This window comes from Mesorhizobium sp. M0598, from assembly GCF_040320865.1.
In the GTDB taxonomy this organism is placed as follows: Bacteria; Pseudomonadota; Alphaproteobacteria; order Rhizobiales; family Rhizobiaceae; genus Mesorhizobium.
The window spans coordinates 1-15710 of record NZ_JAMYQL010000025.1; the positions used below are offsets into that span (position 1 = coordinate 1).

General features: G+C 65.1%; 14 protein-coding genes. 11 read left to right on the top strand and 3 right to left on the bottom strand.

The window, feature by feature from the left end:
* On the bottom strand, positions 1-275 hold a 275-nt coding region (locus NKI59_RS24945), incomplete at its 3' end, for a hypothetical protein (protein WP_352707564.1).
* Between the two features lie 94 nt (positions 276-369).
* On the opposite strand from NKI59_RS24945, the gene mnmG reads away from it, so the two are divergent.
* The 4 genes from mnmG to NKI59_RS24965 are packed head-to-tail and all read left to right on the top strand — an operon-like array spanning position 370 to position 4653.
* Positions 370-2259, top strand: a complete 1890-nt coding sequence (gene mnmG, locus NKI59_RS24950; RefSeq protein ID WP_352685054.1) for a tRNA uridine-5-carboxymethylaminomethyl(34) synthesis enzyme MnmG — start codon at positions 370-372, stop codon at positions 2257-2259.
* Positions 2256-2897: a 16S rRNA (guanine(527)-N(7))-methyltransferase RsmG gene (gene rsmG, locus NKI59_RS24955; protein ID WP_352685056.1), complete on the top strand. Its 642-nt coding sequence runs from the start codon at positions 2256-2258 to the stop codon at positions 2895-2897. The genes mnmG and rsmG overlap by 4 nt, the downstream gene beginning before the upstream one ends.
* 33 nt (positions 2898-2930) lie before the next feature.
* Positions 2931-3731, top strand: a complete 801-nt coding sequence (locus NKI59_RS24960; RefSeq protein ID WP_084642633.1) for a ParA family protein — start codon at positions 2931-2933, stop codon at positions 3729-3731.
* 40 nt (positions 3732-3771) lie between these two features.
* Positions 3772-4653 carry a ParB/RepB/Spo0J family partition protein gene (locus NKI59_RS24965; RefSeq protein WP_352685058.1) on the top strand — a complete coding sequence of 294 codons (882 nt, stop codon included), beginning with the start codon at positions 3772-3774 and terminating at the stop codon, positions 4651-4653.
* Positions 4654-4929: 276 nt separating this feature from the next.
* Here the strand turns inward: NKI59_RS24965 and holA are convergent, their stop codons facing one another.
* Positions 4930-5973, bottom strand: coding sequence for a DNA polymerase III subunit delta (holA, locus tag NKI59_RS24970; RefSeq protein WP_352707567.1), 1044 nt, complete (start codon positions 5971-5973; stop codon positions 4930-4932).
* Positions 5974-6446: 473 nt separating this feature from the next.
* Here holA and NKI59_RS24980 point away from each other — a divergent pair, with 473 nt between their 5' ends.
* From NKI59_RS24980 to lpdA, 4 genes are all read left to right on the top strand, one after another.
* Positions 6447-7679 (top strand): 3-methyl-2-oxobutanoate dehydrogenase (2-methylpropanoyl-transferring) subunit alpha, encoded by a 1233-nt coding sequence (locus NKI59_RS24980; protein WP_352707569.1) that lies wholly within the window; start codon positions 6447-6449, stop codon positions 7677-7679.
* Between the two features lie 2 nt (positions 7680-7681).
* Positions 7682-8695: an alpha-ketoacid dehydrogenase subunit beta gene (locus tag NKI59_RS24985; protein WP_352685069.1), complete on the top strand. Its 1014-nt coding sequence runs from the start codon at positions 7682-7684 to the stop codon at positions 8693-8695.
* 10 nt (positions 8696-8705) lie between these two features.
* Positions 8706-10118, top strand: coding sequence for a dihydrolipoamide acetyltransferase family protein (locus NKI59_RS24990; protein WP_352707571.1), 1413 nt, complete (start codon positions 8706-8708; stop codon positions 10116-10118).
* Between the two features lie 246 nt (positions 10119-10364).
* Positions 10365-11759 (top strand): dihydrolipoyl dehydrogenase, encoded by a 1395-nt coding sequence (gene lpdA / locus NKI59_RS24995; RefSeq protein WP_352707573.1) that lies wholly within the window; start codon positions 10365-10367, stop codon positions 11757-11759.
* Positions 11760-11927: 168 nt separating this feature from the next.
* On the opposite strand, the gene NKI59_RS25000 is transcribed toward lpdA, so the two are convergent.
* Entirely contained in the window at positions 11928-13031 is a 1104-nt protein-coding gene (locus NKI59_RS25000) for a saccharopine dehydrogenase family protein (RefSeq protein WP_352707576.1), read from the bottom strand.
* 123 nt (positions 13032-13154) lie between these two features.
* Here NKI59_RS25000 and NKI59_RS25005 point away from each other — a divergent pair, with 123 nt between their 5' ends.
* The 3 genes from NKI59_RS25005 (at position 13155) to NKI59_RS25015 (ending at position 15561) form a co-directional block, all read left to right on the top strand.
* On the top strand, positions 13155-13583 hold the full coding sequence (locus tag NKI59_RS25005; RefSeq protein WP_352707578.1) for an Lrp/AsnC family transcriptional regulator: 429 nt from the start codon (positions 13155-13157) through the stop codon (positions 13581-13583).
* 354 nt (positions 13584-13937) lie between these two features.
* Positions 13938-14303: a RidA family protein gene (locus NKI59_RS25010; protein ID WP_023675940.1), complete on the top strand. Its 366-nt coding sequence runs from the start codon at positions 13938-13940 to the stop codon at positions 14301-14303.
* A gap of 22 nt (positions 14304-14325) precedes the next feature.
* Positions 14326-15561, top strand: a complete 1236-nt coding sequence (locus tag NKI59_RS25015; protein ID WP_352707580.1) for an amidohydrolase/deacetylase family metallohydrolase — start codon at positions 14326-14328, stop codon at positions 15559-15561.
* The last annotated feature ends 149 nt before the right edge of the window (positions 15562-15710 follow it).

Consider the following 15710-nt stretch of genomic DNA (forward strand, 5'->3'; position numbering starts at 1 on the left):
ATCAGAAAATAGAAACCATCGACCTCAATGTCCTGGCGCGATAGCATGCAAAACTGTTCGCGATGTCCTCGCACATCTGTTCGCGATGTCCCCAGTCCAAACATGGGGGAGAAGGTGGCCGAGCGAAGCTCGGTCGGATGAGGGGTGTTCCAGCTTGGCACCAACAGTGCTCCGTCCAGCACCCCCTCAACCGTCTTGGCGCTGCGCGCCAATCCACCTTCTCCCACAAGGGGAGAAGGGAAGACAAAACGGCGCCAGGCGATCTCTGTCTGCATTGTCGGGGGCAGTCATGCGTCTGAAGGCCCTGCGTCCTTGACAGCGCGTGCCTCCAGGGACATGTGTCGGTCCACTTGAATTCGGGATTCTGAAATGACCAATCGCTACGATGTGGTGGTGGTGGGTGGCGGCCATGCTGGGTGCGAGGCGGCTAGTGCGGCCGCGCGGGCTGGCGCCAGGACGGCGCTGGTGACGCTGCGCTTCGACACGATCGGCGTGATGTCCTGCAATCCGGCGATCGGCGGCCTCGGCAAGGGGCATCTGGTTCGTGAGATCGACGCCATGGACGGGCTGATGGGCCGCGTTGCCGATGCGGCCGGCATCCAGTTCCGTTTGCTCAACCGCCGCAAAGGACCGGCGGTGCGCGGGCCACGGACGCAGGCCGACAGAAAACTCTATCGGCTCGCCATGCAGGCGGCGATTCGCGAACAGGCTGGCCTCGACGTGGTCGAGGGCGAGGTGCTGGATTTCGAAATCAACAACCGGGAAACCGACGACGGACGCATCGCGGCGGTGCTATTGGCGGATGGAAGCAGGTTCGCCTGCGGCGCCGTGGTGCTGACGACCGGCACTTTTTTGCGCGGGCTGATCCATATCGGCGAAAAGAAGATCGTCGCCGGCCGCATGAACGAGCAGGCGAGCATCAGCCTGTCGGCGACGATGAGCCGCGCCGGCTTCAGGCTCGGGCGGCTGAAGACCGGCACGCCGCCGCGGCTGGACGGCAGGACGATCGATTGGGCGTCACTGGAGAGCCAGGCGGCGGACGAGGACCCTGTGCCGTTCTCGCTGCTGACCGATCGCATCGAAAATCCGCAGATCCATTGCGGCATTACCCGAACGACCAATGCGACGCACGAGCTGGTTCGCGCCAATCTCGGCCGCTCGGCCATGTATTCGGGCTCGATCGAAGGCGTCGGGCCGCGTTATTGCCCGTCGATCGAAGACAAGATCGTCAAGTTCGGTGACCGCGAAGGCCACCAGATATTTCTGGAGCCGGAAGGGCTGGACGACGACACGGTGTACCCGAACGGCATTTCGACCTCGCTGCCCGAGGACGTGCAACTCGACATCCTGAAGACCATTCCGGGGCTGGAGCGGGCAACCATGCTGCAGCCGGGCTATGCCATCGAGTATGACCATGTCGATCCACGCGAGCTCAAGCCAACGCTGGAAACCAGGCGGATCGCCGGCCTTTTCCTCGCCGGCCAGATCAACGGCACCACCGGCTACGAGGAGGCCGGCGCGCAAGGGCTGCTTGCCGGCTTGAATGCAGCGCGCAAGGCGTCGGCGAGCGAGGAAATCGTGCTGAGCCGCACCGAAGCCTATATCGGCGTGATGGTCGATGATTTGACCAGCCGCGGCATCGCCGAACCGTACCGCATGTTCACCTCGCGGGCCGAGTTCCGGCTATCGCTGCGAGCCGACAACGCCGATGAGCGGCTGACGCCACTGGCGATAGGGCTGGGGATTGCCTCGCCGGAGCGGATGCAGCGCTTCAACAATGGTATGCAAGACCTTGAGAAGGCGCGACAGCTCGCCCTCGGCACCACCATGACCCCCAATGAGGCGGCGCGCCATGGGCTCGAGATCAACCGGGACGGCGTCCGTCGCTCGGCCTATGAGTTGCTGGCCTATCCCGGCGTCAACATCGCCTGGCTGGCGCGGATCGAGCCGGCTTTCGCGGCGATCGACAGCAAAACGGCCGAACGTCTTGAAACGGAAGCCAGATATTCTGTCTATCTCGACCGCCAGCAGGCCGATGTTTCGCAGATCAGGCATGAGGAGAGCAGGCTTATTCCCGAATCGCTCGACTTTGCTTCTGTTCCCGGCCTGTCGAACGAGTTGAAGCAGAAGATGCTGGCACGCCAGCCGCGCTCGATTGCCGATGCGCAACGCATGGAAGGCATGACGCCGGCGGCGCTGGCGATTATCGTCGCCCATGTCCGCAATGCCGAGGCGACCGCGCGAAAGCAGGTCGCGTGAGCGCTGCGTCCTGGGCAAACCTGCAGGCGGCAGCGGGCCCGGTTTCACGTGAAACATTCGATCGCCTGGTCGAGTTCGAGGCCGTCTTCCAGAAATGGAACCGCCGGATCAATCTGGCCGCGCAATCGACGCAGGACGATGTCTGGCGCCGCCACATCCTCGACAGCGCGCAGCTGGCGCGAATCAAACCAGAGGCGAAGCGCTGGGTCGATCTCGGCTCCGGCGGTGGGTTTCCCGGCCTTGTGCTGGCCTTTTTGCTTGCCGAGCGGGACGGCACCGGTATCGACCTGGTTGAAAGCAACCGGAAAAAAGCATCGTTCCTGCAAGCGGTCATCGGACAGTTCAGCCTGCCCGCCAAGGTTATCGCGCGCCGCATCGAAGACAGCTATCCTCTTGTTCCTGCACCGCAAATCGTCACAGCCAGGGCACTCGCCTCGCTGCCCGGCTTGCTCGACCTGACGGCACCGTGGCTGACCAAGGGGTCGCGCGGCCTGTTTCACAAAGGCCGGGATTACCGTGCCGAAGTGGCAGAAAGCGCTCAACGATGGTCTTTCGATCTGGTAGAACATGCCAGTGCAACCGACGCGCAGGGCGTCATTCTCGAAGTATCCGACTTGCGACAGCACCCTGGCTTGTGACCGGCGACCCAAATGACTTTCTGGCATAGACCCATGATGAAGAACGGCCCCCGAATCATCACCGTCGCCAACCAGAAAGGCGGCGTCGGCAAGACGACGACCGCCATCAATCTGGCCACGGCGCTCGCCGCCATAGGCGAACAGGTGCTGATCGTCGATCTCGACCCGCAGGGCAACGCCAGCACCGGGCTTGGCATCGACCGGCGCGACCGCACCGTCTCCTCCTATGACGTGCTGACCGGCGAACTGGACCTCGAAGCGGCGGCGATCCCGACGGCGGTGCCTGGCCTGTCGATTGTACCGTCGACGCTCGACCTGCTCGGCATCGAGATGGAAATCGCCTCGGCGCCGGATCGGGTGCTGCGGCTGCGCAACGCGCTGCGGGCTTCGGCCGAGCGCTCGGCCAATTTCGGCTATGTGCTGATCGACTGCCCGCCCTCGCTCAACCTGCTGACACTGAATTCGATGGCTGCGGCCGATTCGGTGCTGGTGCCGCTGCAGTGCGAGTTTTTCGCGCTGGAGGGCCTGAGCCAGCTTTTGGAGACGGTCGAGCAGGTGCGCCGCTCGATCAACCCCGACCTGACGATCCAGGGCATCGTGCTGACCATGTTCGACGGGCGCAACAATCTCGCCAACCAGGTGGTGCAGGATGTGCGGGCGCATATGGGCGACAAGGTCTATGAAACCGTCATCCCGCGCAATGTCCGCGTTTCCGAGGCGCCGTCCTACGGCAAGCCGGCGATTCTCTACGACCTCAAATGCTCGGGCAGCCAGGCCTATCTGCAGCTTGCTTCGGAAGTCATCCGCCGCGAGCGCAAATTGCGTGCTGCCTAAACAATAAGCCGATTCGACACCGAAACGATCTGGACGGACGATGAACGAAGACCCTTCGAGGAAAAGACTGGGACGGGGACTGGCGGCCCTGATCGGCGAAATCGATCGCCCGGCGGCACCGGAAAAGCCGGGCCTGGCGGCCGACGGCAAGGTGCCGATCGAGTTCCTCAGCCCCAATCCCAAAAACCCGCGCCGGCATTTTGGCGACGCCGACCTGACCGACCTCGCCCAGTCGATCCGCGAACATGGCGTGGTGCAGCCGGTGGTGGCGCGGCCGTCGAAAACCCAAACGGGCCGCTACGAGATCATCGCCGGCGAGCGTCGTTGGCGCGCGGCGCAACGCGCCGGGCTGACCGAAATCCCGATCATCGTACGCGACGTCAACGATCGCACGGCGCTCGAACTGGCGATCATCGAAAACGTCCAGCGCACCGACCTCAACCCGGTCGAGGAGGCGTTCGGCTACCAGCAGCTGATCGACGACCACGGCTATACCCAAGCAGATCTCGGCCAGGTGATCGGCAAGAGCCGCAGCCATGTCGCCAATACGCTGAGGCTGCTCAAGCTGCCCGACGTCATTCGCGACATGCTGGTCGACGGCGCGCTCTCGGCCGGCCACGCCCGCACCCTGGTGACGGCCGACGACCCGGCCGGGCTTGCCAAGCGGATCATCGACGAGGGGCTTTCGGTGCGCCAGGCCGAAGCCTTGGCGCAGCTGCCGGTCGGCGCGCCGGCGGCAAAGCGCCAGCCCGCGCCCCCGCCGCAAAAGGATGCGGACACACTGGCGCTGGAGCGGCTGATGACCAGCACGATCGGCATGATCGTCACGATCGAGCACAACCAGCGCGGCGGCGTGATCAGCGTCGCCTACCGGACGCTGGAGCAGCTCGACGAGCTTTGCCGAAGGCTGAAGCGGGAGTAGGTAGTTAGCCGGCGCATAATATCCGGGTTGGGCAGAGACGCTGCTTCTGCTAAGCCTCAAGCTCTTGTTCACTCCAGGGTGCGCGGCTTGTATTGCCAGCGTTGAAGGCTTGGCGCGGCTCTCCCTTCTCCCCCTGTGGGAGAAGGTGTCGCCGAAGGCGACGGATGAGGGGTGTTCCAGGGAACGCCGACGCCTCATTCCGTCCAACACCCCTCATCCGTCTCGGCGCTGCGCGCCGATCCACCTTCTCCCACAGGGGGAGAAGGGCGGGTGCTCCTATCTCTGCGCCAGCCTGGCACTCTCTACGGTAATGCCGAGCAGGGCCTGGCGTGCCAGCGCGACCGACAGATCCGGCCGCCGGCGTGTCTGCAGGACCGCCGTCTGCAGGCGGTTGAGGGCGCGGCCGAGCGCCTCGCTGCTCCAGCGTTCGAGGGCTTTCTCGACCAGCTTGCGCCTGGAGAAAAACACCGGCGGGCGCGCCGCGGCTACGACCGAAGCGGCATTGCGGCCGCCGGCGTCCATCTGGCCGCGCATCGCCTGGATCGCCTGCAACTGCCGCATCGCCGATGAAAGCACCAGAAAGGGCTGGCCGCCGGACTGGCAATGGCGGGTGAAGGCGGTGTCGAAGTCGGCGATCCTGCCTTCGAGCAGGGCGTCGACCGCCGCGTCGAAGGAGAGGCCCGAGACATCGCCAGACGTCGCCTTGACGTCGTCGAGGCCGATTTCGGGCTGGCCATGCGCATAAAGCACAAGCTTTTCGATCTCGGCGCGCGAGGCCAGCCGGTCGCCGCCGAGATTGCGGCGCAGCGCCTGCCGCGCCTCCAGCGTCATCGACATGCCGGCCTTGCGCAGTTCGTCGTCGATGACCGTATCGATATCCCTGGCCTCATCGGCATAGCAAGGCAATGCCATGGCATTGTCCGCCGCCTCCACCACGGCGCGCAGGCCGACGCCCTTCTTCAAGTCGCCGGCCTCGATGAGGACGATGGCGTCCCGCGCGGGCTCCGACGTCAGCGCCTTGACATCATCGGCAAGCCCCTTCTGGGCGCCGGCATTGCGCACCCATAGCAGGCGCCGCTCCGAAAACATCGGCACGGTGCGCGCCTCGTCGAGCAGGCGGCCCTCGTCGCGATCGACTTCCGATCCGTCCAGCCTGACCACCGAGAACGGATCGTAAAGCGGCAGGCCGGTCTTGCCGGCAAAGGTCTTTGCCCGCTCGGCAACCAGCCCGCGATCGGGACCGTAAAGCAGCACGATCGAGACGCGCGGATCCGGCTTCGCGAGCCATGCATCGACCTCGTATGCTTTCTTCTGTGCCATGGGCGCTGATTAGCATGACGCGGGCGCGGGGTGAACGGAGGGCTGGGGGATTGTTTCGAGACGCCGGAGGGGCAGCACCCCCCTCTGTCCTGCCGGACATCTCCCCCTCAAGGGGGGAGATTGGCAGTTTCGCCGACAGCTCTCCCTTAACACCCTCGGTAATTGGCGAAAGCCGAGATGAGGGCGCAATCTCCCCCCTTGAGGGGGAGATGTCCGGCAGGACAGAGGGGGGTGCGAAGGAACTCCGACAGAGGGATCTTGCCACCAGGAATGTCTTCTCATGCGCCAGATCGGCCCGGGCCATTCGCCAAATTGCGCGCCGGCGCGGAAGATCGACAAGAAATTTCGCCGACATATCTCCATCCTGTCTGCCGCGGGCAGTAGCCAGCGGCAGCGAAGCCTCGCCCGACGAATTGGCACTGGTCTGGCGGTGTGCAAATATCCTGGCCGGGCAACAGTGGAGGACCGAGATCATGGCCGATGCCGGAATGCTGCGCTTCCATGTTCCGGAACCAGAAGTGCGGCCGGGCGGGACGCCGGATTTCTCCAATGTGAGCATTCCAAAAGCTGGCTCGGTGCCGCGCCCGAAGATCGACGTCGACCCGCGCGACATCCGCGATCTGGCCTTCTCGATCATCCGCGTGCTCAACCGCGCCGGCGAGGCGGTCGGGCCGTGGGCAGGACTGCTTTCGGACGACGAGTTGCTGGAGGGGCTGCGCCATATGATGACGCTGCGCAGCTTCGATGCGCGCATGCAGATGGCGCAGCGCCAGGGCAAGACCTCTTTCTACATGCAGCATCTCGGCGAAGAGGCAGTGAGCTGCGCCTTCCGCAAGGCGCTGTCGCGGGGCGACATGAATTTTCCGACCTATCGGCAGGCCGGCCTGCTCATCGCCGACGGCTACCCGATGGTCACGATGATGAACCAGATCTATTCGAACGAGGCCGATCCGCTGAAAGGGCGGCAATTGCCGATCATGTATTCGTCGAAGGAGCACGGCTTCTTCTCGATCTCCGGCAATCTGGCGACGCAGTACATCCAGGCGGTCGGCTGGGCGATGGCCTCGGCAATCAGCAACGATTCAAAGATCGCCGCCGCCTGGATCGGCGACGGCTCGACCGCCGAGTCCGACTTCCATTCGGCGCTGGTGTTCGCCTCGACCTACAAGGCGCCGGTCGTGCTCAACGTCGTCAATAACCAGTGGGCGATCTCGACCTTCCAGGGCATCGCCCGCGGCGGCTCCGGTACTTTTGCCGCCCGTGGGCTCGGCTTCGGTATTCCGTCGCTGCGCGTCGACGGCAACGACTATCTCGCCGTCCATGCGGTGGCCAAATGGGCGGCGGAACGGGCGCGCAGCAATCTCGGGCCGACGCTGGTCGAATACGTCACTTACCGCGTCGGCGCCCATTCCAGCTCCGACGACCCGTCGGCCTACCGGCCGAAGGCCGAGTCCGACGCCTGGCCGCTCGGCGACCCGATCGTCAGGCTGAAGAACCATCTCATCCAGCGCGGCGTCTGGTCGGACGAACGCCACGCCCAGGCCGAGGCGGAAATCCTCGACACGGTGATTTCGGCGCAGCGGGAGGCCGAGCGCCATGGCACGCTGCATGCCGGCGGCAAGCCCTCGGCGCGCGACATGTTCGAGGGCGTCTATGCCGGGATGCCGCCGCATCTCAGGCGCCAGCGCCAACAGGCAGGGGTCTGATCATGCCGCGGCGGACCATGATCGAGGCGATCCGCGACGCCATGGACGTGTCGATGGCGCGCGACAGCCAAGTCATCGTGTTCGGCGAGGATGTCGGCTTCTTCGGCGGCGTCTTCCGCTGCACCCAGGGCCTGCAGGCGAAATACGGCAAGAGCCGCTGCTTCGATGCGCCGATCAGCGAATCCGGCATTGTCGGCGCGGCCATCGGCATGGCCGCCTACGGGCTGAAGCCTTGCGTCGAAGTGCAGTTTGCCGACTATGTTTATCCGGCCTATGACCAGATCGTCTCGGAAGCGGCGCGGCTGCGCTACCGGTCGAACGGTGATTTCACCTGCCCGATCGTCGTGAGAATGCCGACCGGCGGCGGCATTTTCGGCGGCCAGACCCACAGCCAGAGCCCGGAGGCGCTGTTCACCCACGTCTCCGGCCTGAAGGTCGTGGTTCCGTCCAATCCGCATGACGCCAAAGGCCTGCTGATCGCGGCGATCGAGGATCCCGACCCGGTGATCTTCCTGGAGCCGAAGCGGCTCTACAACGGCCCCTTCGACGGTCATCACGAGCGGCCGGTAACGCCATGGTCGAAACATGAGCTCGGCGAAGTCGCCGACGGCCACTACACGGTGCCGCTCGGCAAGGCGGTGATCCGACGGCCGGGTGCGGCAGTCACCGTGCTTGCCTATGGCACGATGGTCTATGTCGCCCAGGCGGCAGCCGAGGAGACCGGCATCGATGCCGAGATCATAGATCTGAGGACACTGCTGCCGCTCGATCTCGAGACGATCGTCGCCTCGGTCAACAAGACGGGGCGCTGCGTGGTCGTGCACGAGGCGACGCTGACATCGGGGTTCGGCGCCGAACTTTCGGCGCTGGTTCAGGAGAGCTGCTTCTACCATCTGGAAGCGCCTGTGACGCGGGTCACCGGCTGGGACACGCCCTATCCGCATGCGCAGGAGTGGGACTATTTTCCCGGTCCTGCCCGGCTAGGCCGCGCGCTGGTCGAAACGATGGAAGCCTGAAGGGGGAACGATGGGCGAATATGTCATCAAGCTGCCCGATGTCGGCGAAGGCGTCGCCGAGGCCGAGCTCGTCGAATGGCAGGTCAAGGTTGGCGACCTCGTGCGCGAGGACGCCGTGCTTGCCGCCGTGATGACCGACAAGGCGACGGTCGAAATTCCGTCGCCCGTCGATGGCGAGATCGTCTGGTTGGGCGCCGAGATCGGCGACACGGTGGCGATCGGCTCGCCGATTGTCAGGTTGAAGGTGGCGGGCGAGGGCAATGTCAGGGATGCTGCGTCGCAGGCCACTGAGGCGGGCGCCAAGAATACCCCCACCGGGCGCAGTACCCCCACCCCTAACCCCTCCCCACAAGGGGGAGGGGGACGTGCCGCAACCTCCAAGGCCGAACCCGAGACCGCTCCACGATCACCTGGAAAAACACCAACGCATAAGGGACTAAGTGCGGCGGGTGGCGAATCCCCCTCCCCCTTGTGGGGAGGGGCTAGGGGTGGGGGTACTGCGCCGGCTTTCGGGGGTATAGCGCCGGTCGGTGCGCGGCGCCCCGAGGGCGAAAAGCCACTGGCCTCGCCGGCCGTCCGCCTCAGGGCGAAAGAGGCCGGCATCGACCTTCGGCAGGTCCCGGGAACCGGCCCAGCCGGCCGCATCCGGCCCGAGGACATCGACGCCTTCCTGGCACGCGGACCGCAGCTCGCGAAGGCCCTTGGCCTCGTCCGCAACGAGGCGGTCGAGGACATCAAGATAATCGGGCTCAGGCGAAAGATCGCCGAGAAGATGACGCTGGCCAAGTCGCGCATCCCGCATATCACCTATGTCGAGGAGATCGACGTCACCGCGCTCGAGGATTTGCGCGCCGCGCTCAACAAGGAGAAGCGGCCGGGCGCGGACAGGCCGAAGCTGACGCTGCTGCCGTTCTTGATGCGGGCGATGGTCAAGGCAATCGCCGACCAGCCCAATATCAACGCACTGTTCGACGACGAAGCCGGCATCGTCCACCAGCATGGCGGCGTCCATATCGGCATCGCCGCGCAGACGGCTTCCGGGCTGATGGTGCCGGTGGTCAAGCACGCCGAGGCGCGCGACATCTGGGACTGTGCAGCCGAGGTTGTCAGGCTGGCCGAGGCGGCAAAATCCGGCACGGCGACGCGCGACGAACTCTCGGGATCGACCATCACCATCACTTCGCTGGGCGCCATGGGCGGCGTGGCGACGACGCCGGTGATTAATCATCCGGAAGTGGCGATCGTCGGCGTCAACAAGATGATGGTGCGGCCGGTATGGGACGGCAGCCAGTTCATCCCGCGCAAAATGATGAACCTGTCCTCCAGCTTCGACCACCGCGTCATCGACGGCTGGGACGCGGCGGTATTTATCCAGCGGATAAAGGCGCTGCTGGAAACGCCGGCACTGATTTTTGTGGACTGAAGAGATGAACAGAGGATCGCAGGGGCGCGAGATGAGAGCAGTAGCGATCCTTCGCGCCCCCCTCTGCCCTACCGGGCATCTCCCCCTCAAGGGAAAAGATCGGCCGTCATCCCGCCTTTCGCCAATCTCCAGCTTTGCAGGACTAAGCCGAACGCGAAAGCTGCCAATCTCCCCCCTTGAGGGGGAGATGTCCGGCAGGACAGAGGGGGGTGCTGCCCCGCCGGCTCGTCGAACTAAGGTGCAATGATGAAGGAAATCTCCTGCAAGCTGCTGGTCATCGGCGCCGGTCCGGGCGGCTATGTCTGCGCCATCCGCGCCGGGCAGCTTGGCATCGACACGGTGATCGTCGAGGCAGGCAGACCGGGCGGCACTTGCCTCAATGTCGGCTGCATCCCGTCAAAGGCGCTGATCCATGCAGCCGAAGAGTTCCAAAAGCTCTCGCACATGGCCGGCGGCAAAAGTCCACTCGGCATAACGGTCACGGCACCGTCGCTTGATCTCGCGGCGACCATTGCCTGGAAAGACGGCATCGTTAGCCGGCTGAACAACGGCGTCGCCGGCCTGCTGAAGAAAGCTGGCGTGAAGACGGTGCATGGCTGGGCGACATTTCGCGACGGCAAGACCGTTGCCGTCGAGACCGAGATCGGCATGCAGGTGATCCGCGCCGAAACGGTGGTGATAGCGACCGGCTCGGCGCCGGTCGAGCTGCCATCGCTGCCGTTCGGCGGTCCGGTCATTTCGTCGACCGAGGCGCTGGCGCTGAGCGAAGTTCCGGAGAGGCTGGCGGTGGTCGGCGGCGGCTACATCGGGCTGGAACTCGGCATCGCCTTTGCCAAGCTGGGCGCCAGGGTGACCGTGGTCGAGGCGTTGCCGCGCGTGCTGGCGCAATATGATGCGGAACTGACCCGGCCGGTGGTGAAGCGGCTGGCCGAACTCGGCATCGAGGTGCTCGTGAACGCCAAGGCCAAGGGGCTGTCCACTAAGCGCGACGCGCTGCTGGTCGAGACGAATGGCGGCAAGAACGGCAAGATTGCCGCCGACAAGATGCTGGTCACGGTCGGTCGCAAGCCGGTGACCGAAGGCTGGGGGTTGGAGCAGATCGACCTCGACATGGCCGGACCCTTCATCCGCATCGACGACCAGTGCCGCAGCTCGATGCGTGGCATCTTTGCCATTGGCGACGTCACCGGCGAGCCGATGCTGGCGCACCGGGCCATGGAGCAAGGCGAAATGGTCGCCGAGATCGTCGCCGGCCACAAGCGCAGCTGGGACAGACGAGCGATCCCGGCTGTCTGTTTCACCGATCCGGAGCTGGTCACCGCAGGCCTGTCGCCGGAGGAGGCCAAGACCCGTGGCGAGATCAAGGTCGGACTGTTTCCCTTCACCGCCAATGGCCGGGCGATGACGAAGTTGGGCGAGGACGGATTCGTTCGGGTAGTGGCGCGGGCGGACAACCATCTGGTGCTTGGCATCCAGGCGGTCGGCCAGGGCGTGTCGGAACTGTCGACGGCATTTGGGCTGGCGCTGGAGATGGGCGCGACGCTAGAGGATATCGCCGGGACGATCCATGCCCATCCAACACAGGGCGAGGGTTTTCAGGAAGCGGCGCTGAAGGCGCTGGGGCACGCACTGCATATCTGAGGGCTCGCGCTCTCCCCCCTTTGAGGGGGAGATGGCCGGCAGGCCAGAGGGGGTCGGTTCGACTGGATGCGACCTCCCTTGCGACAGATGGAGGTTGGCGCTCTACGCGAGGCGACCCCCTCTGTCGCCTTCGGCGACATCTCCCCTCGAGGGGGGAGATTACGCAGCTCACCCTGCAAGCCGGCTAACCATTTCGTGCTGCGCATAGGCGCGGCCGAAGCGGTTGGCTAGGAAGGCGTCGAGGGCGATGTCCTCCTGCTTGATGAAGCCTCTCGCCGGCAAGGTCCCGTCGGCCAGCATGTCGAGCACCGCGCAGATGGCGGAGGCGGTGGTGATCTGGATGGCGCTGCGCACCGTTTCGCCGACGCGCTTGGCGTAGATCTTGTTGGCGTAGGTCTCTTGCAGCAGGCGGCCGTTCTTGCGGCCGCTGACAGTGACGAAGACGATGACCACGTCCTGCAGCGTCGCCGGCAGGGCGCTTTCGAAAATGTCCTTCAGCACGTCGCGGCGGTGGCGCAGGCCGAGGTCGTTGAGCAGCGCCTTCATGATCGCGGCATGGCCGGGATAGCGGATGGTGCGGTAGTTCAGCGTCCGCACCTTGCCTTTCAGCGTTTCGGCCAGCGTGCCCAGCCCGCCCGAGGTGTTGAACGCCTCGTAGGTGACGCCGTCGAGCGAGAATTCTTCACGCTCCTCCAGCGGCGGCACCTCGACAAGCTCGCCTTCAACGATCGCCTCGCACGGCTCGCAATATTCGTTGATGACGCCGTCGGTGCTCCAGGTCAGATTGTAGTTCAGCGCATTCGACGGGTATTGCGGCAGCGCGCCGACCCGCATGCGCACGCTTTCCAGCGTGTCGAAGCGGCTGGCGAGATCGTTGGCAACGATCGAGATGAAGCCCGGCGCCAGACCGCATTGCGGGATGAAGGCGCTGCTGCCGGAACGAGCCAGTTCCTTGACCCGCCTGGTGCTGACGACGTCCTCGGTCAGATCGAGATAGTGCACGCCGGCGCTGGCCGCCGCCTCGGCGATGCGCGTGGTCAGATGAAAGGGCGCGGCGCTGAGCACCGCGAATTTGCCGGCCAAGGCCGCTTCGAGGGTGCCGGCGGCTTCGATGTCGAGTTCCAGCGTCTCGACCGTTTCAGGCAGTTCGGCCGCGCCGAGCTGCGCCGCCGAGCGGTCGACGAGCGTGACATGGTAGTTGCCCGTGGAAGCCAGCATCTCGGCAATGGTCGAGCCAATTTTGCCGGCGCCGACGACGATGATTTCCTTCATGACCGGTCCCTCGCACCAATGCTAAATTCACGGTTAGAATCGCAGCTTGCCTGTCGAAAGGAAGCGTGAGATTGTACGAAACGCAGCCTCTCTTTGGGCAATGTGCCGGTAAGGTTCGTCGAAATGCTCAGCGATGCCGACCAGGCTCTGCTTTCCCTGCTGCGCACCAATGCGCGCGCCTCGACCGCCGAACTGGCGCGGCGGCTGGGCGTCTCACGAACGACGGTGCAAAGCCGGATCGAGCGGCTGGAACAGCGCGGCATCATCACCGGCTACGGCGTCAGGCTGTCGCCGGATTACGAGCAGGGGCTGGTCAGGGCGCATGTCCTGCTCACCGTCACCCCCAAGCTTGCCGACAAGGTAGTGCGCAGCCTGCAGGCGCTGCCACCGGTTCGCACGCTGCACTCGGTCAGCGGCAATTTCGACATGATCGTCATCGTCGAAGCGCCGTCGATCAGGGATCTCGACACGCTCCTCGACCAGATCGGCGCCATGGACGGAGTCGAGCGCACGTCGTCGTCGATCATCCTGTCGACGCGGATCGACCGCTGAGCGGGCCTGACGACGCGGGTCCAGAGACGGTGGCGGGACAGCGCCCCCCTCTGTCCTGCCGGACATCTCCCCCACAAGGGGGGAGATCGGCAGCTTCGGCGCTCCGCTCATTCCTACGACGGTGAAGATTGGCGAAAGCCAAGGTGACGTCCGATCTCCCCCCTTGTGGGGGAGATGCCCGGCAGGGCAGAGGGGGGCGCGAAGGATCACCGAGCGCAGTGATCGTTCTGGCGCTCTCGCGGCAAAGCGATATAGGCTTCGAAAATGTTGGATGAGACTCGCAGAGAGGCCGCGTCCTCTCGCGCCAAGCTGACAAGTCGCGCGGTCACGCAACGATTTCCAGAGGAGGCCTCCTTGCCCAAGCAGTGTTTTGGAAAATCCCATGTGCCGTTGTCGCCGGCGGTCAGGGCCGGCGACTTCGTCTATGTCTCAGGCCAGGTGCCGGTCGGCACAGACGGGCTGGTGGTCAAGGGCGGCATCGCCGAACAGACCGAGCAGGTGCTGTCGAACGTCAAGGCGGCACTGGCGCTGGCCGGCTGTACCCTCGACGACGTAGTCAAGACGACGGTCTGGCTCGAAGACGCCCGCGATTTCGGCATTTTCAACACCGTCTATGCCAGGCATTTTCCGAAAGACCCGCCGGCGCGCACGACAGTGGAGTCGCGGCTGATGATCGACATCAAGATCGAGGTCGAGGCCGTTGCCTACAGGCCGGCCTGACGGGAAAGTGGAGACAGGCGCGATGCAATTCGATCTCCTGATAAAAGGCGGCCGCCTCATCGATCCGGCGTCCGGCCTCGACGCGCAGCGCGATCTGGCGATTGCCGACGGCCGTGTCGCCGCGATCGACACCGAAATCCCCTTCGAACGTGCCGCCCGCGTCATCGATGCCACGGGCTCCATCGTCGCGCCGGGCCTGATCGACCTGCACAGCCATGTCTATTGGGGCGGCACGTCGCTCGGCGTCGATGCCGACCGGCTCGCCGCAAAGAGCGGCACCACCACCTTCATCGATGCCGGAAGTGCCGGCGCCGGCAATTTCCTTGGCTTTCGCCGCCACGTCATCGAGCGCTCGAAAGTCCGCATCCTGGCCTATGTCAACATTTCCTTTGCCGGCATATTCGGCTTCTCGCAGACCGTGGCGGTCGGCGAGTGTAGCGACCTCCGGCTCTGCGAACCGCGCGAGACGGTAGCGGCGGCTCGCGAGCACGCGGACGTGGTTGTCGGCGTCAAGGTCCGCTCGGGTCGCCATGCCGGCGGCAGCAGCGGCATCGCGCCGGTCGATCTCGCGCTCGAAGCCGCCGACAAAGCCGGCCTGCCGCTGATGGCGCACATAGACGAGCCGCCGCCGGGCCGCTCGGAAGTGCTGCCGCGGCTGCGCAAGGGCGACATCCTCACCCACTGCTTCCGGCCGTTTCCCAACGCGCCGGTCTTCGCCTCGGGGGCGGTGCGGCCAGATATGCGGCTGGCGCGCGAGCGCGGCGTCATCTTCGACATCGGCCACGGCATGGGCTCGTTCGATTTCGAGGTCGCCAAGGCGATGCTGAGCGAGGGGCTGGCGCCGGACGTGATCAGCAGCGACGTGCATCTCTACTGTGTCGACGGGCCGGCCTTCGACATTCTGGTCTGCATGTCGAAACTGCTGGCGCTCGGCATGCCGCTTGTCGAGGTGCTGCGCGCCGCGACACAGCGGCCGGCCGAGGCGATCGCCAGGCCCGATCTCGGCAGGCTTGCGGTGGGTGCGGTCGGCGACATCGCGGTGTTGCGGCTGCGTCCGGGCCGCTTTACCTTTGTCGATTCGGTCGGCGCCTCGCTGGTCGCCGAGCAAAGGCTGGTCTCGGACGGTATCGTGGTCGGCGGCAGCTGGTGGCCGAACGAGGCGGTGGACGATCTCGGCGAGACCGAACGCTTCGAAGCGCATGCGCACGACACGCATGTCGAGGTGGCGAGCCGGCATTTCGGGCGTGGGCACGATTGAGGGCTGTGCGGCTCTTCCTTCTCCCCTTGTGGGAGAAGGTGGATTGGCGCGCAGCGCCAAGACGGTTGAGGGGTGTTGGGAGGATCGCCGTCTTTGCCAAGCTGGAACACCCCTCATCCGACCGAGCTTCGCTCGGCCACCTTCTCCCA